Here is a 21,433-nt window from a genome sequence, read left to right as displayed (position 1 = left end):
CGTCCTAGGGCAACGTAGCGCCCAGCAGTTCAAAAGCCCGGTCCACGTCCAGAGCAGTCAGGGCCTCGCCCATCGTCAGCCCCAGCTGGGTTGCCGTGATGGCCACGTTGGCGCGCATCCCGGCCAGTACCGCGCGACCGCCCATCAAGCCCACCATATCCACGGTTTCGGCGATGGTCCGCGCAAAGAACGAGTCCAGGGTCTGTACGGTGGAAATGTCCAGCACCAAGCCCCTGCATTCATGCCGTGCCATGGCTTCCAGCACCTTCTCCTGGAGCGCCGAGATGGTCTGGTCGTCCGGGTCCGGCGGCACCGTGACCAGCAGGAGATCGCGCAGCTTGATGACGGAAATGTTTTCGATCGTCATGTCCGCGCCCTTAGCGACTGCCGTTCGCGGCAACGATTTGCAGATTCAGCTTGTCCAGGGCGACTCGCAGTCCAGCCGCCAGGGAGGAGCGTGTGGTAATGCTGGACAGGTCGATACCCAGATGGACGAGGGTTTGGGCGATAGCCGGCCGCACTCCGGTCAGGACCACTTGCGCTCCCAGCAGACGCACGGCACTGATGGTCTCGATCAGGTGCTGTGCCGTTTGCGTGTCGATGGTCGGCACGCCCATGATATCAACCAGAGCCATGGACGAATTGGTCTCCACGATGCGCGCCAGGAGTCGCTCCATGAACTGCTGCGTGCGCTGACTGTCCAGCGAGCCGATCAAGGGAGCGACGACTACCCCTTGCCAGACCTGCATCACGGGGGTCGATAGTTCCATGATTTCCCGCGACTGCGCGCGCAGCTGTTCTTCAGTCGCTTTGCGTTCCGTCAGATCGCGCGTCACTTTTCCATAGCCGCGCAGCGTGCCGTCCTTGTCGCGCAAGGCGGTGATGACAATGCTGGCCCAGAATTTGGTTCCGTCCTTTCGCACGCGCCAGCCTTCGTCCTCGAAGCGTCCCTCCTTGGCTGCCATTCTTAACTCCTGCTGAGGCACACCGCGCTGTACGACATCGACGGGATAGAAGCAGGCGAAGTCCTTGCCCAGGATTTCCTCAGCGCGAAAGCCCTTTATGCGTTCAGCACCGCGGTTCCAGCTGTTAACGCGTCCCGCAGTATCGATCATGACAATGGCGTAGTCAGTAACGCTATCCACGAACAGGCGAAAACTCTCGTCGGTGCCAAGCACGGGGGTCGGGTTGTTCGAGTCTGAATTCGTTTGCTTTGCCATTGGATTCTCCCTTGAATGTTCGTTGAAATAGACCTGCTGTCACATCCGCCAGAACGTATTTTCAGACTCCGCATACAGCTTTCAGTATATCTGAGAGTTGACATCCCTTTCCCCAGCTCGCAATTGAATATTAACCTCAAGATTACTATTGACGTTACCGGCCAGTGCGAACGACGATGCAGGTACAGTGACTGAGATGCTCCTGTGCTTCAAAGCAGCAGGTAAGCCTGGTCGTTGAACGACCGCTTCCAGGAAAGTTGAATCCGCAGCACAACTGAGACATACAGCTAAGCTAACGCCCAATCTGCTGCTTCATTATCCTTTGCGCCGCATCATGCGAAAAGGATATCAATAACGGATTGCGGATAGGCTTATTTTTCGACTGGTTTGCGCGCGACCAGTCCTATCAGCGCCGAGCATCCTTTGTGAGCAATCCCTTCTTCGAGGTCGTCTTCATATTCGACGAGTTCTTCGATGAACCAATCGGAGAAGGCGGTTCGTAGCAAGTCAACGGTATAGAGGTTTTCAATCGCGGAAGGGCCGCCGGTGCCGTATTCAAGCTGCTTTGGCGTATAGCCCTGCAACAGAATGCGGCCGCCGGGACGCGTTGCCCGTTTCATCGCAGAAAACTGATGCCTGCGTTCAGCCGGTGTGGCGAACTGGATGAAAATCCCTACTACCCAGTCGAATGCATTGACGAGTTCGGCAGGCGGCCAATCGGCATGCAGTACGTCGGCAATGAGAAAGCGCACGTCGACATGCCTGCCCAGCGCCAGTTTCTTCGCCTTTTCCACGGCGATGGCCGAAACTTCGACGGCGGTGACATGCAGCCCCTGTTCGGCCAGCCACACGGAATTACGCCCCTCGCCGTCCGCAATCGAGAGCGCGTTCCGTCCCGATTGCAGCAGCCCGCCGCGATGGCGGAGAAAGCGATTGGGTTCGGTGCCGAAGAGATAGCCTTCTCCCGCCTCGCGGTAGCGGGAGCTCCACGTTTCTTCCTGATTCATCTTAAAAACGGCAAAAGCAAGCCACAGAGGTCGCAGAGATCACAGAGAAAAGCCTTCAAACCCAATCTCCCCACGCTCAACAGTTGGGTAAGTGAGGCAATGGCAACAACCTTCTGTTTTTCCTCTGTGCACTCTGTGTCCTTTGTGGCTAACTACTTTTTCTAGATTTATCAATTCCCCGGTTTCGCGCCGAGCTTCTGCATGATTTTCTCCATCATGCACCAGCGCGTGAGGCCGCTTTGCAACAGATTGGCGCCGACGAAGGCGGTGAACCAGAGCCAGTATTTGCTCATGAACAGCGGACTTTCCGGAACGCCGAAAGCGAGCGAGAGCAGGACGAATGTGCCGGCGATAACGCGCGTGAGTTGCCAGGATGTCATGATGATTTTCTCCTTTAGTGTAAAAGAACGTAGAAAGAAGCGATTGTTTAAGTCGAGCGCAGCGAGCTAATGAGTAGCCCCGCCCTGGGGCGGGGATGGGGGCGGGGGTGGGGGGTGTTCAATTTGCCTTTGCGTATTTTCATCATTAGAGGTATGGCTAATCCTTGTATTAGCGTTAATGCGTGAACTTCCTGCGATACGCAATGTAATACAGCAGCGGAATTACCAACAGCGTCAACAGCGTTGAAACCAGGATGCCGAAGATCAGCGACACGGCGAGCCCGTTGAAAATCGGGTCGTCGAGGATGAACAGTGCGCCAAGCATAGCCGAAAAGGCGGTGAGTAGAATCGGCTGGGCGCGGGTGATCGCCGAGTTGATGACGGCCTCCTTGAACGGCGTGCCGGCTTCAACCTGCAGGTTGATAAAGTCGACGAGCAGAATCGAATTGCGCACGATGATGCCGGCCATGGCGATCATGCCGATCATCGAAGTGGCGGTGAACTGTGCGCCGAGCAGGGCGTGGCCGGGCATGACGCCGATGATGGTGAGCGGGATCGGCGCCATGATCACGAGCGGGGTGAGGTAGGAGCCGAACTGCGCCACGACCAGCAGGTAGATCAGGATCATCCCAACCGCATAGGCAGCGCCCATGTCGCGGAAAGTCTCGTAGGTGATCTGCCATTCGCCGTCCCATTTGATGGCGAACTCGCGCTGTGGATCGGCGGGCTGGTTGATGAAATATTCGCCCAGCGTGCCGCCACCGGGCACCTGGATATTGCGGATGGACGGGCGCATGGCGAAAAGGCCATAGAGCGGGCTGTCGGCGCTGCCGACGAAATCGCCCGTCACGTAGGTCACGGGCAGCAGATCCTTGTGATACAGCGGTTGCTCGCGCATCGTGTTTTCGATGCTGACCAGCTCCTGTATCGGCACCAGCTTGCCGCTGCCGCTATGCACAGTGAGCTTGAGCAGTTCGTCGAGATCGCCGCGTGCGTCAACAGGCAGGCGCAACAGTGCGGCGGCGGGGTACTTGCTAGCGTTGTGCAGGTAGGTCGCGCCTTCGCCGCTCAGCCCTGCGTACAAGGTATTCACAATGTCGGCCTGGGCGATGCCAAGCAGCGCGGCCTTGCGCCGGTCGATGACGAGTTCGCGCTTCGGCGCGGCGACGATGCTGCTGTCGTCGCTGTCGACGATGCCCGGCGTGGTATCGAATATCTTGCGCACGGCCTTGGCCACCGAGAGACGCGTGGCGTCGCCGGGGCCATACACTTCGGCGACGATGGGCGCCAGCACCGGCGGGCCGGGCGGCACTTCGACCACCTTGATGCGTGCGCCAAAAGGCGCGGCGATTTTCTGCAGGGCAGGGCGGATGCGCGCTGCGATCACATGGCTCTTGTCGTCGCGGTGATGCTTGTCGACGAGATTCACTTGAATATCACCGATATCGCCGCCGCTCCTGAGGTAATACTGGCGCACCAGGCCATTGAAGGTGATCGGTGCGGCGAGGCCGACATAAGCCTCGTAGCTCAGCGTTTCCGGCATTCTGCCGATTTCCGCGCCGAGCGCATGCAGCAGGCTGGCGGTGCGCTCCGGCGGCGTGCCGGCGGGCATGTCGATCACCACCTGGAATTCCGACTTGTTGTCGAGCGGCAGCATCTTCAACACCACGAGCTGGAATACCGGCAACGCCAGCGAAATGACGATCAGGCCGAGTACGCCGAGACCGAGCAGGCGGCGGTTGCGTTTTCCCTTGTTGTTGTCGAGGAAGGGCGAAAAAACTCTGCGAAACCAGGGCGCAGCCTTGGCAGCAATGGCATCGTCATGCTCCGTGGCATGACCGGCCGGCTTCAGCCACAGGCTCGACAGCCAGGGCGTGACGATGAAAGCCACGGCGAGCGAGATCATCATGCCCATGCTGGCGTTGATCGGAATCGGTGCCATGTAGGGCCCCATCAGCCCGCTGACAAAGGCCATCGGCAGCAGCGCGGCAATGACGGTGAAGGTGGCGAGAATGGTCGGGCCGCCGACTTCATCGACCGCGGCGGGAATGATCTCCCTAAGCGATTGGCCGTGATGCAGCTTCATGTGGCGGTGGATGTTCTCCACCACGACGATGGCATCATCGACCAGAATGCCGATGGAGAAGATCAGCGCAAACAGGGAGACGCGATTCAGCGTGAAACCCCAGGCCCAGGAGGCGAAGAGGGTTGTGGTCAGGGTAAGGATTACGGCGGCGCCGACGATCGCCGCTTCGCGGCGGCCGAGGGCGAGAAAGACCAGTACCACGACGGCGGTCGTGGCGAAGATCAGTTTCTGGATCAGCTTGGTGGCTTTTTCGTTGGCAGTGACGCCGTAGTTGCGCGTGACGTCTACCTGCACGTCGGCCGGGATGACGGAATTCTTCAGCATATCAAGCCTGGCGACCACGGCATCGGCGACATCAACGGCGTTCTGCCCCGGCTTCTTGGTGACCGTCATGGTGACGGCAGGGTATTCGCCGCCGTCCTTGCCCGTAATGGTGTGCCAGACAAAGCGTTCCGGCGCCGGCGGGCCGTCGCGGACAGCCGCCACTTCGCTCAGGAAAACCGGTCGGCCGTCATGTACGCCGACAATCAGTTCGGATACGGCGCGGGCATCGGTGAGGAAAGGCCCGGCGCCGATTTCGACGGCGGCGTTATTGCTGACCACATCGCCCAGCGAACGGCCGGAATTCGCCGAACGCAAGGCGCGCTGCAGGTCAGTCACGGCAATGCCGGCAGCACGCATGCGCGCAGAATCAAGCGCGATATTGATGGCGCGGCCGGGGCCGCCGAGTGTCGCCACTTCGCGCGTGCCTTTGACGTGCTTGAGTTCGGCCTCGATGCTGTGGGCCACTCGTTCCAGTTCGAAAGCTCCCGTATCCGGTTGTTTCGAATACAGCGTGAGCGAAACGATGGGCACATCGTCGATACCTTTCGGTTTGACAATGGGCTCGCCGACTCCCAAGCCCGCTGGCAGCCAGTCCTTGTTCGATTGGATTACGTCATGCAGCCGCACCAGCGCCTCGGTGCGTGGCACGCCGACGTCATACTCCACAGTGATGATCGCCATGCCGGGCCGCGAGACGGAGTAGACGTGCTTGACGTCCGCGATTTGCGCCAGCACCTGCTCGGCCGGCGTCGCCACCATTTGCTCCACGTCCTTGGCCGAAGCGCCGGGGAAGGGGATCATCACATTGGCCATGGTGACGTTGATCTGCGGCTCTTCCTCGCGCGGCGTGACCAACGCGGCAAAAATGCCGAGCAGCAACGCCACCAGCGCCAGCAGCGGCGTCAGTCGCGAGCCAAGAAAATAACGCGCAATGCGGCCGGAGATGCCTAATGGTTTGTTGTTGTCCATTTAAAAACCTGAACTGCAAGCCACAGAGGACACAGAGGGCACAGAGAAAACCCAGTTGGTTTGGCGATCACAGCCTTTATCAAAGAATGAAAGTACAAACCTGTGACAGCTTTTTGTCTTTCCTCTGTGATCTTTGTGTCCTCTGTGGCTAATTGTCTTTTTCATTTTCATCGCTCAGCGCTGTTTTGCGGCAGCGAGCGGATCGAGCGCTACCTTCTCTCCAGCTTCGAGGCCGGCCAGAATCTCGATGCGCTCGCCCTGGCGACGGCCGGGACGCACCTGGCGCAGCGAGGCATGGCCGGTTCCATCCACCACATACACGGCAGTCAGTTCGCTGCGCGTAATGACGGCCTTGGCGGGTACCGTGATGCGGCTCGTTGCAGCAGGTCCCTGGGTTGGCAGCAAGGCGCGTGCGAACATGCCGGGGCTTGGGTTGTCCGTTGAGGCAGGCAGGGCGATGCGTACCTGCACCATATGGCTCACCGGATCGGCAGTGGGCAGTGCAATGACATTACCCGCTGCGATGCTCAGCGTGGGATTTTTTGCGCCGGGAATCTCCACTGTGGCGGCTGCGCTTTTCAAATTCGCCAACTGGCTTTGCGGCAGGTTGACGGTGACGCGCATCACGCTTGGGTCGTAGACCGTCAGCAGCGGTTTGCCCGGCATCACCATGTCGCCGAGTTCGATCTGGGTCTCCGCCACCACGCCATTGTAGGGGGCGGTCAAGATATGCAGGCCGGTCTGTACGCCGGCTGCGGTGGCCTGTGCGATTTGCGCCTTGGCTTGCGCGGCGGCGCTCTTGTAGTCGGACTCGGCACGGTCAAGCGCGGCCTTGCTGAGGAACTTCTGTTCATAAAGCTTTTGCCGGCGTTCGAAGTCGGCCTGTGCCGCGGACAGTTGCGCCTGCGCCGCGGCGACCTGCGACTGGCTTGCCAGTGCCTGCTGGTTGGCGATGCGTTCGTCAATGCGGGCCAGTACCTGTCCGGCGTGCACCCGGTCGCCGGCCTTGACCAGCAGGGCGGTGACGCGGCCCGCGAGTTCGGCGCCGATGACGCTGCTGCGCACTGCCTCGACCACGCCCTCGGCGCTGTAGGTGTTGGCGCCGGCGCCTGCTTGCACGGTTTCCGTAGCCAGCGATTGCGCCCGAACGCCCGCTGTGAACATCAGCGCCAGCACCACTACCAACCGGCCTGCTAATACAGTTCCTCGCATGACTCACCCTCGTGTTTCGTTGTGCGCGTAAAAAAGTGCGTGACAAAATGATTTACATGGCTTACTATACAACCAATTAGTTAATTAAGCAAATAAGTTTTGCTGCGGGAGTAAACCATGAAGGGACTCGACAGGGTCGCGCTGGAACAAGTGGCGGAGTACTTCAAGTCGATGGCCGAACCGACTCGGCTGCAGTTGCTCAATGCCTTGCGCGGTGGCGAGATGACGGTGAGCGAACTGGCGGAACAGGCAGGGTCGACTGCTGCCAATGTGTCGAAACATCTGTCGCTGCTGGCCAAGAACGGCTTCGTCGAACGGCGCGGCCAGGGTACCAGCGTTTATTACCACATCACCGACCCCGACATCTATTCGCTTTGCGACCTGGTGTGCGGCCAGATCGCCAAGCGGCTGTCGGCACAAAGCAATCGGCAGGCGGCATTTCGCCGGGCCGCGAAACGCGTTTGATCAAGGAGCAGCAATGAAAGCAGTCGAATTCATTCATGGCGACACGGAACAGTTTCCGGTGAATTACCGCGATCTGACGCGTTCCATCTCGAAAAACCTCGGTACCCTGCGCAAGGATGTGCCCGATGTGATGAAAGGATTTTCCGAACTCGCCGCCGCGGCCACGCGTGACGGCGTGCTCGACAAGAAGACCAAGGAATTCATTGCCCTTGCGCTTGGCGTGGCGGCGCATTGCGATGCCTGCATCGGATTTCATGTGCAGGCACTGGTCAGGCTCGGTGCGACCAAGGCCGAGTTGGAAGAGGCGCTCGGCATGGCGGTCTACATGGGCGGCGGGCCGTCGTTGATGTATTCGGCCAATGCGCTGGCCGCTTTCGACGAGTTCTCGGCGGCGCCCTGAAACCGCTGAAACTGGACCTTTAATTGATGGACATTAAGGTTTTTGGCTGTGCGGCTCACCGATCATTACATCGGAGGCTTTGATTACTGCATAGACGGTTCTACCCACAACTAATTCCAGAGAATCCGCGGAGTGCTTGGTAATGACCGAGACGATTTCGCTACCGCCGGGAAGCTCAATAACAACTTCTGCTTCAACTCCCCCAAGCGTAATCGACTTGACGGTACCTTTGAGCACATTTCTGGCGCTGATTTTCATGCTTGCCTCCGAAAGTAATGAAGGATGTCACTGAAGAATCTTTGCTGCGGAAAAATACGCAGTAATAAATCAGATTATTCCTACTCAGCACCATTGTCCAGTTGGAGCCTTTTCCAATGAGGCATGAGCCTGAAGCGAAGAAGCTGAAGGCTAGAGCCGTGTGGGTTTAAAAGCTAAAAGGTGCCCCTTTAACGCTTTCGACGAGTTCTCAGGGGGCAGGCTGATACCGGTTTTTCCGTTCGTGCTGAGCAGCTCGTGCAGTGAGCGTGTCGAAGGGGAAGGGGTTCTTCGGCCCGGCTGGCTCAGCTCATTTGGCCTTCAGCTCTCTCTGCAGCTGCGCGGCCTGTTCTTCGCTGATTTGACGCAATACAAGCGGAGCCTCCGTCAGCGGCATCAGCCATGAGCGTTCCGGCTTGTAGGCGACAACCACAAAATAGTGCTGCCCGGCTTCGGCCGTGAACCGAACCTCCTGCTTCCAAAGCGGCGGCTCCGGCTTCAAACTATGCAAGCCTGACTTGAGGGACAGCTTGACATATGTTTGTCTCGGCAGCCGGGCAATCTCGATGCCGTTATCGGTCACGATCTGATCGCCTGGAATCAGGGTCCAGCCGCTGTCATTGAACAAGTAAAGTTCGGCTTGCCCGCCCGCCGAGGTGCTTGCCGTGCCGGATGGCGGCGTATCCGCCGGCTCGGCGGCGAAGCTGGCGGGCGAACAAAGTATTGTTGTTAGAAGAATGAGGCGGCGAATCATCGAGGTATCCCTCCGCGGTCTGTGAAACTGGGGGAAATCGCTGCCAGCAGAATTGATAGTTACAGGCAAGTGTTGGGCAAAACTTTAAACCTGGCATGACTGGCACCCACTGATCTCAGCGACGGGCGTCAGTGTTGATGGGTAGGGAAGCCGTCATTTTCTTTCCGGAAATTCATAGTGTTTGGGAAGATCGCAAGTTTCCACAAACCAGATAGCTCTTGAGCCCCAGAAAATATTTTGCTGGGGTTGAATGCCGGGATCCCCATCCAGAGTGCCGGCAGGGACGACGACATTCTTGCCGCCTTTTACTTCCCAAGGCAGCGAAGAGCCGCAGTTTTTGCAAAAGCAGGTTGCGAAATATTTGGTTTCCGGCAACTCATATCGCCCAGCTTGATTTTGACCTCCAAGCCACCTGAACTGCGATGGCGGGACAAAAAGATTCGCTGCATGAGCGCTGCCAGTGAACTTTCTGCACCTGGAACAATGGCAATACTGAAACACCTTGAATGGTGGATCAATCTCATAAGTAACAGTTCCACACAGGCAACTACCTTTCATTTTTCAAACTCCAATGATGTGGCCAGTTGAAATGACTGCCAGCCAGATCGGCTTTCTGGACCGTACCCATGTCGCATGACTGCCAAGATAGCACAGTTAAATTCCTTTTTTGTCAAATCGCCTTTTTCGCGACTTGAATACGGTATTCTTGCCCGACCACAGTCCGGGAGAAGCCGGTACATTGTCTCAATTGAAGTCAGGGGATTTTTTTGAACCAGCCAGCAAACGCGGACAACACGCACAAGATTCTTTCCCACCTGCCCTTGTTTCAGGCGCTCAAAGCCGTGCAGTTGCAACGGATTGCCGACGGCACGAGCGAGTTGCGCTTGGAAAAGGGCGATACCCTGTTCCACAAGGGCGATCCAAGCGACGGCTTCTACGTGGTGATCTTCGGCCAGATCAAGCTGACGATCGGCTCCGCGCAGGGCAATGAGAAAGTGGTCGAGATCATCGGACAACGGCAGAGTTTCGGCGAGGCGATGATGTTTTTAGATCGTTCCTACCCGGTGACGGCGGTGGCCCTGTCTGATTCGCTGCTGCTGCATGTGAAGCGCAGTGATGTCGAATATCTGCTGAGCTCCGATCCCTCGTTTGCGCGGGGCATGCTGGCGGGACTGTCGCTACGGCTGCACTCGCTGATCAAGGATGTCGAGTCCTACACGATGCGCTCCAGCACGCAGCGCGTGCTCGGCTATCTGTTGCAGCACTGTGCGGAGGACGAAGCGCTGACGGCGGATATTGCCCTGCCGGCCTCCAAGCAGGTGGTCGCTTCGCGCCTCAATCTCACGCCGGAAACCTTTTCCCGCATCCTGAACGATCTCACCCGCGCCGGACTGATCGAAGTGCAGGGCCGCACCGTTTGCATTCCCGATCTGCGCCGGCTGCGCGAATTCGAGATCTGATCCCTGAAAAAACAGTTCACCACGGCGACACGGCGGTCACGGCGGGAAATCAATGCTTATTTACCAATAGACGGCATTTTCCCAAATGTGCGAAACCCTCCTAACTATCCTGCCTTGTGTTTTCGCCACGTCGCCGTGGTTCAAAAGGTTTTATGTTGATCAGTTGCGTGTTAGTTGCGCATAGAGCAGCGGCAGGCGCAGGCTGAGTTCTTCGGGCCGGCGCAGCAAGGTGTAACCCTGGGCGCCGAACAGGTGTGGCAGATAGCTGGCGCCCTCGCGGTCGATGGTGACGCAAAACGGGCGGATGCCCTGATGCCGCGCTTCATTCAGGCTCATCCGGCTGTCCTCGATGCCATAGCGGCCTTCGTAGAGGTCGATGTCGTGCGGCTTGCCGTCTGAAAGAATGAGAAGCAATTTCTGCCGGCAGGGTTCGCGTTGGAGCAGATCTGTGCTGTGGCGGATTGCCGCGCCGAGTCGGGTGTAGTAGCCGGGACGGATCGCCTGCACCATCCCGCGTGCGCGGTCGTCATACGACTGCGCGAAGGACTTGAGTTCCTGATAGCGCACATGGCCGCGTTTCAAAGAAGAAAATCCGCACAGCGCAAAGCGGTCACCGGTGCTGCTGAGTGCTTCGGCAAACAGCAGCAGGCTGTCGCGGATCACGTCAATCACCTTCTGCTCGTTCGAGACCCAGGCGTCGGTGGACAGGGAAAGATCGGCAAGCACGAGGCAAGCGAGGTCGCGCTCCTGCTGTACCTGCGTCAGATACAGCCGGTCGCTGTTGTCGGTGACGCCGGCCTGGCGATCGGCTTGCCGTCTGACCCAGGCGTCGATATCCGGTTCGATGCCATCGGCTTGGCCCTTGAGCCAGCGCCTGGCCGGCGCCAGACAGGCGAACTGATTGCGCAAGCGCGTCGCCTGCTGGCGCAGATACGCGGGCAGCGGCATGGCCGGGGCATGCCGCGCCTGCATCGTTTGCAGCTTGCAATAATCGCGCTTGAGTTGACGGCTCCTGTGATCCCATTCGGGCAACAGGATTCCCGGCCCCAGAGGCATATCATCTTCCGCCACAGCGGGCAGATCGAGATCGAAGCGCACCCTTGAGGCTACCCGGTCGTTGTCCTGGGCGACGCTCAACTGGTCCAGGTTCTCAGCGGCGCGTGCCGCATCGGGATCGGGGTCGTCGTCGAGGGAACGGTTGACCTTGATGTACTCGGCCCATGACAGCAGGCTTTCCGCGCGAAATATCATCAGCATGCCATTCTTGTCCTGCGGCATGTCCACGCGTTCTGCCTTGAATCGCTTGTGCGATTCCGCCGCAACAGTGCTGCCTTCGCTGTCCTGGTGTTGCAGTTTGCGCGGCGCTCCGGTTGTTCCGGGTAAAGGGTAAAGCCAGAGTGGTACCGGTTGCAGCGCTTTTGCCTTGCGTCGCTGCAAAGGCGGCAGTTGCGATACGGTGCCGGGCTCGTTCAATGCGGCTCTGATCGCGCGTTCCTGTCCGGCTTCATCCGCCGGCATGCCATCGGGATCGATCCTTTGGCTGATGCAGGCGGTAACCAGCCGGCGATAGCGGCTTTCCAGTCCTGGAAAGCGGGCCAGCGCGACGACCGTGGCGCGCTGGTTGCGCACGATCCATTCACCATCAGGCACATCGTGCGCGGCGAGCGCGGCAAGCCACAGGTAAAGGTCGCGATTCAATTCAGCATTGGGAAACAGCGCGATCCGTTCCGGCAGATTCAGGCTGGCGCCATCGATGCCTGCGAAATGCGTTTTGTCCGCGCTGCCTGCCATGCGCGCCAGCCAGGAACGGCGCGCACCGTGCCGTTCCGCTGTGGCTTGCTGCACGCGCAAGCCGGGATCGCCGCCGAGCCCGCGAAAGACAATGCCCAAGATCTTTTCCATTTGCGGCAAGGTTACCGCGGCGGAGGGATATTCCCGTATCGCGACGCGGGTGATCAGCTTGTTCCAGGCGGAGCCGACCCACTCTTCCATTTTGGTGTGATGCTTCCTAAATTCTGCAACTGACGAACAAAATGCCGTCGCCTCCGCGCCGGCGGGGACCCAGTGCCTTTGTCCGAACGCCGCTGGATTCCCGCTTCCGCGGGAATGACCGAAGGGAATCCCCGCGGGATGACGAGGGCCTTTGCAGACGCAAGTGATAATTTAAATGCACGCTACTAATCCCGGCTCCCGGTTAACGTCACCTGCGCTTCGTTGCGCTGCGCCTCTTCGTTTTCTACCCAGTGCAACAGGGATTGATGGTGGTCGCCGCGGTGTCGTTGCTGCACCGTGGCGCAGGCATCGATGCACTGCGCGCATTGCGTGCACGCGAACATCTTGTGCTTCGCGGTACGTGGCTTCAGGCGCATCGGGCACACACCCTCGCATGCCGCATAACCCGGACCACCTGACTCGTAACAGGCCACGCAGTCCGCCGCCTGTGCGCGTTTGTAGCCCACCACCATGGCGCCGCGATTGCTCATCCAGGCCAGGCTCTGGAACAGGCCGACGGCGCAGCCAAAGCGGCAAAACAGATGGCGCGCGAAAAGAAATTCCAGCGTCAGTACCGTTGTTGCGGCGCCAAGGAAAATGACCTGATTGCGCGTCGGCGCAAGATGGAACAAGTTGCTGTACACCTCCAGCGGCGGCAGCAGATAGGTGAGCAGGACAATGGCCCAGAGCGCGGCAAAGCTGATCGCGAACAGAATGGTCGGCAGCCACCAGACAGGGTTGACGGGACTGGGTGAACCATCCGGGTTGCGGGGCGGGATCGGTTGCCGGTCCCAGATGCTTTGGCGCCCGCTGGCGCGGCGCATCAGCCGGTTGATGGTTTCGACGGCGGAGAAATGCGGGCAGAGCCAGCCGCAATAGAGCCGGCCCCAGCGCCACGCAACCAGCAGGAACAGAATTGCGCCAGTCAGCAAGGGCAGGAACAGGCGCAGCAGGATGTTGAGGCTGACCTCGATACTGCCGATGCGTCCGGCCATGAAGTCATCGATGCCCAGTCGCCACGGCATGCCGAGCAGCCAGGCATGGCCGGCCGTGAGGTCGAAGCGGAAGATGTCGAACAGCGGCGCCAGAACGAACAGAATGAAAAATCCGCCCTGCCATAACAACCGCTGTCGCTGCGTGTGCTTGGCACTCGTGACAGCACGCGCAGACGCCGGCATGGCGGCTATCGGCACAATCGATATGATGCGCGGCGCATCCGTTCGACGCATATCCATTTGTTGGCTCCGCTGATGATTTGGTCCATCATAACTGGACCAAGTCGGTGCATTCCTTGATCTAGGATAATTTCCTACTGTTTAACTTGGTTATTGGCCGGACCATGCTTGGATTATTTGACCTCTATCCAGCGGGCGGCACGGCCAAGCAGGGGGAACGGCCACACTTTTCCCGCCATTGCGTGCGATAGTCCGATCAAACCGAACATGATCAATGTCGAATGCACGAGGAGGAAATACAGCAGGACGATAACCCAGGTCCATGACCAGTCGAGGCCACCGAGCGCAAGGATCACGCCGCAGGCGACGATCAGCAACGCACCACCACAAAGACTGACGACGAAGGTCTGGTCGAGATGCTGGCGCGCCAATGCGGGCGCCGTCCGCCGGTGCTTGAGCCACAGCCATGCCAGCAGCAAAAAGGCCAGGCCCGGAGCGAGCATCAGATTCACCAGATACAGCAACTCCGCATTTACCGCGAGTGCTTGCCCCGGCGCTGGCGCGCTCTCGTTCATCGCTTTATCCACCAAAGGTGGCGGTTACCAGCTCCAGCAATGCGGCGGAAACTTCGACATCGTCGGTGAGGCTTTCCGCCAACGCTGCACGGCAAGCTTCGATCGGGTCCATGCCGTCGCCAATGAGAATCGCGGCATACACCAGCAGGCGGGTGCTGGCCGCTTCTTCAAGATCGACGTTATTCAGGCTGCGCATGCTGTTGCCGAGCGCGACCAGACGCCTGGCCAGCATCGGGTCGCAGCCGGTTTCGCCAATGAGGATGGCTTCTTCCCGTTCTGCATCGGGGAAGTCGAAACGCAGGGAGACGAAGCGTTGCCGGGTGGAGGGCTTCAGGCCCTTGAGGAAATTCTGGTAGCCGGGATTGTAGGATACCACCAGCATAAAACTGTCCGGCGCATGCAGCAGCTCGCCGGTGCGGTCAATGGGCAGCGTGCGACGATGATCGGCGAGCGGGTGAATCACTACCGTGGTGTCCTTGCGCGCCTCGACCACTTCGTCCAGATAGCAGATGCCGCCTTCGCGCACAGCGCGGGTCAGCGGGCCGTCGCTCCACACGGTCTGTCCGTCCTGGATCAGGTGGCGGCCGACCAGATCGGCCGCAGTCAGGTCGTCATGGCAGGCGACGGTAAACAGCGGCAAGCCCAGACGTGCCGCCATGTAGGCGACGAAGCGCGTCTTGCCGACGCCGGTCGGCCCTTTGATCAGCACCGGCAGGCGCTTGCACCAGGCATGCTCGAACAGAGCAATCTCCTGTCCGGCGGCCTGATAGTAAGGCAAATTAGTCGTTCGCATGTCCATGGCGATAATCAAAAAAAACGGGCCCCTGGAGTCAAGGGCCCGTGGTTGGTCGATTGCCGCGCTATCAAGCCGCGGCTTTTCCTCCCTTGAAGAAACTCACCAGATAAGCCACCAAGCCGATCAGGAAAATCACGCCGGCCACTTCGCGCATCCAGTAGAACAGCGCAACCTGATCCTGTGTCGCCATATAACCGAGCGGCGTTGCCGAGACCCGTTGCAGCCAGACTTGCAGAATGCCGGCGGCGGTGAGGAACAGGGTGATGAACACCATCGACACCGTCATCAGCCAGAAGCCCCACATTTCGATGACCTGCGAACTGTTGCTGTTGGCAGCGCGACCGCGCAGCAAGGGCATGGCATAGGAGATCATGGTCAGCACCACCATGACGTAGGCGCCATAGAAGGATATATGTCCATGTGCGGCGGTAACCTGAGTGCCGTGGGTATAGAAGTTGACCGGCGCCAAGGTATGCAGGAAACCCCACACGCCGGCGCCGAGGAAGGCCATCACGCCGGTGCCCAGCGCCCACAGCGTCGCGGCGCGGTTGGGATGTTCGCGGCGGCGGCGGTTCACCATGTTGAAGGCGAACACGGTCAGCGCAAAGAACGGAAGCGGTTCCAGGGCGGAGAAGACCGAACCCCACCACTGCCAGTATTCCGGCGCGCCAATCCAGTAGTAATGGTGGCCGGTGCCGATGATGCCGGTAATGAGGGTCAGCGTGATGATCACGTAAAGCCATTTCTCGATCACTTCGCGATCTACGCCGGTCACCTTGATGAGGACGAAAGCGAGCAGCGCGCCGAGGATCAGTTCCCAGACGCCTTCCACCCAAAGATGTACCACCCACCACCAGTAGAATTTGTCGAGCACCAGGTTAGTCGGGTTGTAGAAGGAGAACAGGAAGAAAATCGCCAGACCCCACAGGCCCATCAGCAGCACGGTGGTAATTGCCGTCTTGCGTCCCTTGAGGAAAGTCATGCTGAGGTTGAACAGCATCGACAGTGCGACGATGACGATGCCGATCTTGGTGACCGTCGGTTGCTCCAGAAACTCGCGCCCCATGGTGGGCAACAGTTCGTTGTGGGTGAGCTTCGCCAGCGCCGCATAGGGGACGGTGAGATAACCGACCACAGTCAATGCCGCCGCAACAAGGAAAACCCAGAACGTCGCGATGGCCAGCTTCGGCGAATACAACTCGGTTTCCGATTCCTCGGGCACCAGATAGTAGGCGGAGCCCATGAAGCCCATCAGCAGCCAGACGATCAGGGCATTGGTGTGCACCATGCGCGCCACGTTGAAGGGAATGTGCGGGAACAGGAAATCTCCCACCACATATTGCAGGCCCATGATCAAACCGAACAGAATCTGCGCCACGAAAAGGCCAAGAGCGCCGATGAAATAGGGCTTGGCGACCGCTTGAGATTTATATTGCATTTGGATATTCCTCCTCAGCCCTCGATGTTGGGTGGCCACTTGGCCGTGTTGATCTCGGAAGCGTATTTCAGAAACGCCACCAGATCATCCAGTTCCTTGTCGCTCAGATTGAACTGCGGCATCTGTCGGCGACCGGGTACGCCGGTAGGTTGCGCCTTGATCCAGGCCTTGATGAATTCCGGTCCGCGCCGCTTGTAGACATTGCCCAATTCTGGAGCGAAATACGCCCCTTCACCCAGGAGAGTGTGGCAGCCGATGCAGTTGTTGGTCTCCCAGACATTCTTGCCGGCCGCGACCTGCGGGTTCGACAACTGGGCGCGCTGATCGCGTTGTGGTAGTTGCTTCTGTGTATTGAAAGTCAGTCCCAGAAACAGGAGGAAGCCAAACAGCGTCCCTCCGAAAAAAATGTTTCGGGCTGCCGAGGTTGAGAATTTACTTGGCATGGTTCCCCTTTCATGCAATCCTGCCGACGCGGATGCGGTCAGCTGTCTCATAATATATGAATTAGAACTATATTGCGTAATTGATCCGAATCAAGAAAATCGGGATTGAATGGCAGCGTTATCAGCAGGTGTATTGAGCGGGCTTTGGAACCGGCCTTGCCTGTGTCGCTTGTGCTGCTCGCGTAGCGTGCTATGGTCAGAAGCATGGAATTGCAGCATCTGTTATCTGGATTCGACTTTAACAAGAGGCAGACCATCATGAGCCCACCCGTCAAAATTCTCGGTATCGCCGGCAGTTTGCGCCAGCAGTCTTTCAACCGCGCCGCGTTGCGTGCCGCGCAGACCAACGTTCCCGCCGGCGTGATTCTCACTACATTCGAACTGGATGACATCCCGCTCTTCAATCAGGACAAGGAGAAGGAATTGCCGCTCGCGGTGGCGCAGATGAAACAAGCCATTCGCGAAGCCGATGCCATTCTTTTTGCTACCGCTGAATACAACTACTCCATCTCCGGCGTGTTGAAGAACGCGATTGACTGGGCCTCGCGGCCCTTTGGCGAAAGCGCCTGGAAGGGCAAGCCCGCCGCTATCATGGGCGCCTCGCCGGGACTGTTCGGTTCGGCCCGGGCGCAATACCACTTGCGCCAGGTACTGGTCGGCCTCGGCATGCCAACCGTCAACCAGCCGGAAATCATGATCGGCAGTGCCAGTGAGCGTTTCGATGCAAATGGCGTACTGACCGACGAAAAGACAAATGCGCTGATCGGAAAATTGCTGACAAGCCTGGTAACGCTGACGCTTCAGTTGAAGGCCACAACGTCCTGACTGCCAAAAGCCAGCACAGGCAGCCAGTGCTGCTCCGGCGCCGCTTATTCCAGGGTAAAACCAACCTTCAGCGTTACCTGCCAGTAGGCCACCTTCCCATTCTCCACTTCGCCGCGCGTTTCCACCACTTCGAACCAGCGAATGTTGTGCAAGGTTTCCGCTGCCTTGGCGATGGCCGTGTTGATCGCATCCTCGAGGCCCGCCCTGGAAGAGCCGGTCAGTTCGATTTTCTTGTATACGTGGTTGTTCATCTTGTTTCCCTTTTGTCATAAGTGCGCGGAGTCCGCGCCCGCAGTTGAAGTCTAGTACCAGAATGCAAACCGCGCAATTTTGCGCTGGCGTGGTTGGCCATTAACAATCTTTCTCTGTAGACTTCGCTCGCCGCAATCCCGCATTGATCCGCCCGCTTCCACTTCCATGTCTGACGCATCCTCCTGGTTTGAAATCCCCAGCCCCTTCGAGACGGCGCCCGGCTCGGTATTGCTGGCGGACCCGCCCAATGCCGGCGCGCGCAAGTTGCGGGCAATGCTGCTCGACGAAACCTATCCCAAGCCGTTTGTCATCGACGATGGCGAACTGCTGACGCTCTACTTCAACATCCGCCTGATCCAGAGCGTGATGCGGCTGAAAACGCCCAACACGCTGGAATTGCGCTACACACGCAAGATGATGTCGTTCCTGCTGTTCAACCCAAGCCCCAAGCGCATTGCGCTGATCGGCATGGGCGGCGGGTCGCTGGTCAAGTTCTGCCATCAGCGGCTGCCTTCTGCACAAGTCACCGCCATCGAACTCGACCCGGACGTGATTGCCTTTCGCGACATCTTCAAGGTGCCGCCCGACGGATCGCGCCTGCAGGTGCTACAGGCCGATGGTGCGGCATACCTGGCCAGTGCGGGCAAGGGCATCGACGTGCTGCTGGTGGATGCCTTCGACAAGATCGGCCTGGCACCGGCACTGGCAAACCGCGAGTTCTTCGAGAGCGCATTTGCCAGGCTCTCGCCCCAAGGCCAGTTCATCATCAACCTGGCCGGTGACAAGCGGCGCTTTCGCGGCCTGATTGACGAGGTGACGGACGTGTTCGACGGCCGCGTGATCGTCGTCCCCGTGCGCGGCGATGGCAATTCCGTGCTGCTGGCCTTCAAGGACGCCCGCTTCAAGCCCAACTGGCGCCTGCTCCATAGAAAAACAAAGGTGCTGCAGGACAAGTTCGGCCTCGACTTCCCCGACTACGCCAGAAAAATCGAGATCGCAGCGAAGCGGTAAGCAAAAGGGTTGGCGGGAAGAATTGCGTTGGGCGCGCTATTGCGGAAGGGGAATGGAGGCTAAAGGGTTCGGCATGGATTTGGATTTCACACCAGACTGATCTGTTCGTGCAGGCTATCCAAGGCCGCCTGTTCGCTGCGAACCCGGAAGAACGCCCCTTCCTCCTCGGCGCGCTCTGCCAGCACCTCGCAGCGCGCGAATATTTCTCCGCGCAGTTGCTGTGCCGTCCACGGCAGAAACAATTCGGCCTCGACCAGATCCCGCTGGAAAAACGCGACGATCGTCTGGTGCAGCCGCGCGATATCCTGCGGGCGCTTTGCGCTTATCACGATGCAACCGGGATACATGGCGCGCAGCGCGGCGGCGCATTCTTCTTGCGCCACGGCGTCGCCGCCACCGTTAACCTGGTCGATCTTGTTGAAGATGCGCAGGCGCGGCACGTCCTGTGCCTCGATCTCGGCCAGCACTGCGTCGGTGACCTGAAGCTGCCGCTCGAAGCCGGGGTCGCTGGCGTCGATGACGTGGAGCAGCAGCGAAGCATCGAGCGCTTCTTCGAGCGTCGACTTGAACGACGCGACCAACCCGTGCGGCAGGTTCTTGATGAAACCCACCGTGTCGCTGACCAGCACGCGCGGGACGCTTTCGGGATGGAGCGCGCGCACGGTGGTGTCGAGCGTGGCGAAGAGTTTGTTGGCGACGAACACGTCGCTGCCGGTGAGGGCGCGCATCAGGGTGGATTTGCCGGCGTTGGTGTAGCCGACCAGCGCGACGTTGGCGCCGCCCTGGCGATCCTGCCGCCGTGCGCGCTGCGTCTTGCGCTCGACCTCCATCGCCGCGATCTCCTTCTGCAGTTCGGCGATGCGGTCGCGGATCTTGCGTTTGTCCAGTTCGGTATGCGATTCGCCGGCGCCGCGCCCGCCGGTGCCGCTGCGCTGCCGCCCTTGCGGCCCGGCCAGCTTGGCCTGCTCGCGCAGGCGCGGCGCCATATAGCCGAGGCGCGCGATTTCCACCTGCGCCCGCGCGGCGGGGGAGCGCGCGTTGCGATGGAAGATTTCGAGAATGACCATGGTGCGATCCATCACCTCGCAGCCGACTTCCTTTTCGAGATTGCGCGCCTGCATCGGCGATATCTCATGGTCGACGAAAAGGATGTCGAAGTGATCGGACCCTTCGACAGGCTCAGGGCGAACGGGATTTGAATCGCCATGCTTGGGTTCACTGGCGACAAACTCGCGTATCTCTTCGCGCTTGCCGGTGCCCAGATACGCCGCCTTGTCGAAGCCGGAGCGCTTCTGCGTGAAAGTGCGGGTGACCTTGTAGCCCAATGTCTTGGCGAGATCGCTCAGTTCGGCCAGCGACGACGCGAATTCCGCGTCGCTCACGTTCGGCAGTTGCACGGCCGCCACGATGGCGTAGCGGGGCTTTTCATTGACTTCTGTTTGCATGCGAGGATGGCTACTCAGGTCGAAACGAAGGCGGATAGTACCGCCGGGGCCTGATCTGGAGAATAATTCATACCTTCGCAAAGGAGTCCTTCGATGTGCCAGCTCATGGGAATGAACTGCAATGTGCCGACCGACATCTGCTTTTCTTTCACCGGCTTCCAGGCACGCGGCGGCGCCACCGACGTCCATCGCGACGGCTGGGGCATCGCCTTTTTCGAAGGCCGCGGGGTGCGTGTCTTCCTTGATCCGCAGCCTTCCGCGGACTCGCTGGTGGCGGAGCTGGTGCGGCACTACCCGATCCGCTCGCTCAATGTCATTGCGCATATCCGCAAGGCGACGCAAGGGGAGATTGGCCTCGAAAATACGCATCCGTTCATGCGCGAATTGTGGGGCCGCTACTGGATCTTCGCCCACAACGGCAACCTGGCGGACTATGCGCCCGACTTCGACGGAAGCTTCCTGCCGGTCGGGCAGACCGACAGCGAACGAGCCTTTTGCCATCTGCTGCAGACGCTGCGCGCCCGCTTTCCGGCGGGTATGCCTGCGCGCAAGCGATTGCAGGCGGCGATAGAGGACTTTTCCGCGCAGGTGCGAGCGCTGGGCCAGTTCAACTTCCTGCTGTCGAACGGCGACAGCCTGTTCGCGCATCGTTCCACCGACCTCTACTACATCGTGCGCCAGGCCCCCTTCACCGTCGCCCACCTCAAGGATCAGGACGTCAGCATCGACTTCAGCGAAGTCACGACACAGGATGATCGCGTCGCATTGATTGCCACGCAGCCCTTGACGGATAACGAAACCTGGACGCCGTTGCCCTCAGACCGCATCGCCATGTTTGTCGACGGCGCTTTGCGAGAATCGTAACCAGAGGGAACCGCTTCTCGGCAAGACTGACCCGCTGTGGCCAAGGAAATTGCCGATCTGCAACGGCCGCTTGCGAATTTTGTGA

23 protein-coding genes are annotated in these 21,433 nt (G+C 59.3%); 6 read left to right on the top strand and 17 right to left on the bottom strand.

Annotated features, from left to right (window positions below; genetic code table 11):
* Nucleotides 1-4 precede the first annotated feature (4 nt).
* The 6 genes from K5E80_RS05005 to K5E80_RS04980 all read right to left on the bottom strand — a co-directional run bounded on the left by K5E80_RS05005 (nt 5) and on the right by K5E80_RS04980 (nt 7,198).
* A complete protein-coding gene (locus K5E80_RS05005) occupies nt 5-367 on the bottom strand; it encodes an STAS domain-containing protein (RefSeq protein ID WP_220635125.1) in 363 nt (120 codons plus the stop codon).
* A gap of 10 nt (nt 368-377) precedes the next feature.
* Nucleotides 378-1,220, bottom strand: coding sequence for a PAS domain S-box protein (locus K5E80_RS05000; RefSeq protein WP_220635124.1), 843 nt, complete (start codon nt 1,218-1,220; stop codon nt 378-380).
* 371 nt (nt 1,221-1,591) lie between these two features.
* Complete coding sequence (locus K5E80_RS04995; RefSeq protein ID WP_220635123.1) at nt 1,592-2,227, bottom strand: SAM-dependent methyltransferase; 636 nt, start codon at nt 2,225-2,227, stop codon at nt 1,592-1,594.
* Between the two features lie 170 nt (nt 2,228-2,397).
* Entirely contained in the window at nt 2,398-2,607 is a 210-nt protein-coding gene (locus K5E80_RS04990; protein WP_220635122.1) for a YgaP family membrane protein, read from the bottom strand.
* 175 nt (nt 2,608-2,782) lie between these two features.
* Nucleotides 2,783-5,986 carry an efflux RND transporter permease subunit gene (locus K5E80_RS04985; protein WP_220635121.1) on the bottom strand — a complete coding sequence of 1,068 codons (3,204 nt, stop codon included), beginning with the start codon at nt 5,984-5,986 and terminating at the stop codon, nt 2,783-2,785.
* 174 nt (nt 5,987-6,160) lie between these two features.
* Nucleotides 6,161-7,198 (bottom strand): efflux RND transporter periplasmic adaptor subunit, encoded by a 1,038-nt coding sequence (locus tag K5E80_RS04980; RefSeq protein WP_220635120.1) that lies wholly within the window; start codon nt 7,196-7,198, stop codon nt 6,161-6,163.
* A gap of 117 nt (nt 7,199-7,315) precedes the next feature.
* Between K5E80_RS04980 and K5E80_RS04975 the strand changes: the two genes are divergently transcribed.
* Nucleotides 7,316-7,663, top strand: a complete 348-nt coding sequence (locus tag K5E80_RS04975; RefSeq protein WP_220635119.1) for an ArsR/SmtB family transcription factor — start codon at nt 7,316-7,318, stop codon at nt 7,661-7,663.
* Between the two features lie 13 nt (nt 7,664-7,676).
* Nucleotides 7,677-8,063 (top strand): carboxymuconolactone decarboxylase family protein, encoded by a 387-nt coding sequence (locus K5E80_RS04970; RefSeq protein WP_220635118.1) that lies wholly within the window; start codon nt 7,677-7,679, stop codon nt 8,061-8,063.
* A gap of 33 nt (nt 8,064-8,096) precedes the next feature.
* Here the strand turns inward: K5E80_RS04970 and K5E80_RS04965 are convergent, their stop codons facing one another.
* From K5E80_RS04965 to K5E80_RS04950, 3 genes are all read right to left on the bottom strand, one after another.
* A complete protein-coding gene (locus K5E80_RS04965; protein WP_220635117.1) occupies nt 8,097-8,321 on the bottom strand; it encodes a TOBE domain-containing protein in 225 nt (74 codons plus the stop codon).
* 307 nt (nt 8,322-8,628) lie between these two features.
* Entirely contained in the window at nt 8,629-9,072 is a 444-nt protein-coding gene (locus K5E80_RS04960; RefSeq protein ID WP_246590873.1) for a hypothetical protein, read from the bottom strand.
* A gap of 153 nt (nt 9,073-9,225) precedes the next feature.
* Entirely contained in the window at nt 9,226-9,630 is a 405-nt protein-coding gene (locus K5E80_RS04950; protein ID WP_220635114.1) for a GFA family protein, read from the bottom strand.
* A gap of 209 nt (nt 9,631-9,839) precedes the next feature.
* Between K5E80_RS04950 and K5E80_RS04945 the strand changes: the two genes are divergently transcribed.
* Nucleotides 9,840-10,532, top strand: a complete 693-nt coding sequence (locus K5E80_RS04945) for a Crp/Fnr family transcriptional regulator (RefSeq protein WP_220635113.1) — start codon at nt 9,840-9,842, stop codon at nt 10,530-10,532.
* Nucleotides 10,533-10,691: 159 nt separating this feature from the next.
* On the opposite strand, the gene K5E80_RS04940 is transcribed toward K5E80_RS04945, so the two are convergent.
* The 6 genes from K5E80_RS04940 to K5E80_RS04915 all read right to left on the bottom strand — a co-directional run bounded on the left by K5E80_RS04940 (nt 10,692) and on the right by K5E80_RS04915 (nt 16,951).
* Nucleotides 10,692-12,524 carry a nitric oxide reductase activation protein NorD gene (locus K5E80_RS04940; protein WP_220635112.1) on the bottom strand — a complete coding sequence of 611 codons (1,833 nt, stop codon included), beginning with the start codon at nt 12,522-12,524 and terminating at the stop codon, nt 10,692-10,694.
* A 185-nt stretch (nt 12,525-12,709) separates the two neighbouring features.
* A complete protein-coding gene (locus tag K5E80_RS04935; protein WP_246590872.1) occupies nt 12,710-13,759 on the bottom strand; it encodes a 4Fe-4S binding protein in 1,050 nt (349 codons plus the stop codon).
* Between the two features lie 113 nt (nt 13,760-13,872).
* Nucleotides 13,873-14,274 carry a hypothetical protein gene (locus K5E80_RS04930; RefSeq protein ID WP_220635111.1) on the bottom strand — a complete coding sequence of 134 codons (402 nt, stop codon included), beginning with the start codon at nt 14,272-14,274 and terminating at the stop codon, nt 13,873-13,875.
* 4 nt (nt 14,275-14,278) lie between these two features.
* On the bottom strand, nt 14,279-15,073 hold the full coding sequence (locus K5E80_RS04925; RefSeq protein ID WP_220635110.1) for a CbbQ/NirQ/NorQ/GpvN family protein: 795 nt from the start codon (nt 15,071-15,073) through the stop codon (nt 14,279-14,281).
* 64 nt (nt 15,074-15,137) lie between these two features.
* A complete protein-coding gene (locus K5E80_RS04920; protein WP_220635109.1) occupies nt 15,138-16,508 on the bottom strand; it encodes a cbb3-type cytochrome c oxidase subunit I in 1,371 nt (456 codons plus the stop codon).
* A gap of 14 nt (nt 16,509-16,522) precedes the next feature.
* Nucleotides 16,523-16,951: a c-type cytochrome gene (locus K5E80_RS04915; RefSeq protein ID WP_220635108.1), complete on the bottom strand. Its 429-nt coding sequence runs from the start codon at nt 16,949-16,951 to the stop codon at nt 16,523-16,525.
* 258 nt (nt 16,952-17,209) lie between these two features.
* Between K5E80_RS04915 and K5E80_RS04910 the strand changes: the two genes are divergently transcribed.
* Complete coding sequence (locus tag K5E80_RS04910; RefSeq protein ID WP_220635107.1) at nt 17,210-17,776, top strand: NADPH-dependent FMN reductase; 567 nt, start codon at nt 17,210-17,212, stop codon at nt 17,774-17,776.
* Nucleotides 17,777-17,820: 44 nt separating this feature from the next.
* On the opposite strand, the gene K5E80_RS04905 is transcribed toward K5E80_RS04910, so the two are convergent.
* Nucleotides 17,821-18,027 (bottom strand): dodecin, encoded by a 207-nt coding sequence (locus K5E80_RS04905; RefSeq protein ID WP_220635106.1) that lies wholly within the window; start codon nt 18,025-18,027, stop codon nt 17,821-17,823.
* A gap of 166 nt (nt 18,028-18,193) precedes the next feature.
* On the opposite strand from K5E80_RS04905, the gene K5E80_RS04900 reads away from it, so the two are divergent.
* Nucleotides 18,194-19,039, top strand: a complete 846-nt coding sequence (locus K5E80_RS04900; protein WP_220635105.1) for a fused MFS/spermidine synthase — start codon at nt 18,194-18,196, stop codon at nt 19,037-19,039.
* Nucleotides 19,040-19,125: 86 nt separating this feature from the next.
* Here K5E80_RS04900 and hflX read toward each other — a convergent pair whose 3' ends face one another.
* Nucleotides 19,126-20,484 carry a GTPase HflX gene (gene hflX / locus K5E80_RS04895; RefSeq protein WP_220635104.1) on the bottom strand — a complete coding sequence of 453 codons (1,359 nt, stop codon included), beginning with the start codon at nt 20,482-20,484 and terminating at the stop codon, nt 19,126-19,128.
* 93 nt (nt 20,485-20,577) lie between these two features.
* Between hflX and K5E80_RS04890 the strand changes: the two genes are divergently transcribed.
* Nucleotides 20,578-21,348, top strand: coding sequence for a class II glutamine amidotransferase (locus tag K5E80_RS04890; protein ID WP_220635103.1), 771 nt, complete (start codon nt 20,578-20,580; stop codon nt 21,346-21,348).
* Nucleotides 21,349-21,433 lie beyond the last annotated feature (85 nt).

It is taken from the genome of Georgfuchsia toluolica (genome assembly GCF_907163265.1).
Taxonomy (GTDB): Bacteria; Pseudomonadota; Gammaproteobacteria; order Burkholderiales; family Rhodocyclaceae; genus Georgfuchsia; species Georgfuchsia toluolica.
Note: the sequence above shows the minus strand (reverse complement) of the source record. Positions and strands in the feature narration are given on the sequence as shown.

Excerpts from the sequence above, each read along its gene's own strand:
- K5E80_RS04940 (WP_220635112.1), bottom strand. The coding sequence starts at position 12,524 with ATGGAAGAGTGGGTCGGCTCCGCCTGGAACAAGCTGATCACCCGCGTC.
- K5E80_RS04960 (WP_246590873.1), bottom strand. The coding sequence starts at position 9,072 with ATGATTCGCCGCCTCATTCTTCTAACAACAATACTTTGTTCGCCCGCC.
- K5E80_RS04985 (WP_220635121.1), bottom strand. The coding sequence starts at position 5,986 with ATGGACAACAACAAACCATTAGGCATCTCCGGCCGCATTGCGCGTTAT.
- K5E80_RS05005 (WP_220635125.1), bottom strand. The coding sequence starts at position 367 with ATGACGATCGAAAACATTTCCGTCATCAAGCTGCGCGATCTCCTGCTG.
- K5E80_RS04975 (WP_220635119.1), top strand. The coding sequence starts at position 7,316 with ATGAAGGGACTCGACAGGGTCGCGCTGGAACAAGTGGCGGAGTACTTC.
- K5E80_RS04930 (WP_220635111.1), bottom strand. The coding sequence starts at position 14,274 with ATGAACGAGAGCGCGCCAGCGCCGGGGCAAGCACTCGCGGTAAATGCG.
- K5E80_RS04925 (WP_220635110.1), bottom strand. The coding sequence starts at position 15,073 with ATGGACATGCGAACGACTAATTTGCCTTACTATCAGGCCGCCGGACAG.
- K5E80_RS04915 (WP_220635108.1), bottom strand. The coding sequence starts at position 16,951 with ATGCCAAGTAAATTCTCAACCTCGGCAGCCCGAAACATTTTTTTCGGA.
- hflX (WP_220635104.1), bottom strand. The coding sequence starts at position 20,484 with ATGCAAACAGAAGTCAATGAAAAGCCCCGCTACGCCATCGTGGCGGCC.
- K5E80_RS04920 (WP_220635109.1), bottom strand. The coding sequence starts at position 16,508 with ATGCAATATAAATCTCAAGCGGTCGCCAAGCCCTATTTCATCGGCGCT.
- K5E80_RS04980 (WP_220635120.1), bottom strand. The coding sequence starts at position 7,198 with ATGCGAGGAACTGTATTAGCAGGCCGGTTGGTAGTGGTGCTGGCGCTG.
- K5E80_RS04935 (WP_246590872.1), bottom strand. The coding sequence starts at position 13,759 with ATGGATATGCGTCGAACGGATGCGCCGCGCATCATATCGATTGTGCCG.
- K5E80_RS04910 (WP_220635107.1), top strand. The coding sequence starts at position 17,210 with ATGAGCCCACCCGTCAAAATTCTCGGTATCGCCGGCAGTTTGCGCCAG.
- K5E80_RS04990 (WP_220635122.1), bottom strand. The coding sequence starts at position 2,607 with ATGACATCCTGGCAACTCACGCGCGTTATCGCCGGCACATTCGTCCTG.
- K5E80_RS04890 (WP_220635103.1), top strand. The coding sequence starts at position 20,578 with ATGTGCCAGCTCATGGGAATGAACTGCAATGTGCCGACCGACATCTGC.
- K5E80_RS04900 (WP_220635105.1), top strand. The coding sequence starts at position 18,194 with ATGTCTGACGCATCCTCCTGGTTTGAAATCCCCAGCCCCTTCGAGACG.
- K5E80_RS04950 (WP_220635114.1), bottom strand. The coding sequence starts at position 9,630 with ATGAAAGGTAGTTGCCTGTGTGGAACTGTTACTTATGAGATTGATCCA.
- K5E80_RS05000 (WP_220635124.1), bottom strand. The coding sequence starts at position 1,220 with ATGGCAAAGCAAACGAATTCAGACTCGAACAACCCGACCCCCGTGCTT.
- K5E80_RS04995 (WP_220635123.1), bottom strand. The coding sequence starts at position 2,227 with ATGAATCAGGAAGAAACGTGGAGCTCCCGCTACCGCGAGGCGGGAGAA.
- K5E80_RS04970 (WP_220635118.1), top strand. The coding sequence starts at position 7,677 with ATGAAAGCAGTCGAATTCATTCATGGCGACACGGAACAGTTTCCGGTG.
- K5E80_RS04905 (WP_220635106.1), bottom strand. The coding sequence starts at position 18,027 with ATGAACAACCACGTATACAAGAAAATCGAACTGACCGGCTCTTCCAGG.
- K5E80_RS04965 (WP_220635117.1), bottom strand. The coding sequence starts at position 8,321 with ATGAAAATCAGCGCCAGAAATGTGCTCAAAGGTACCGTCAAGTCGATT.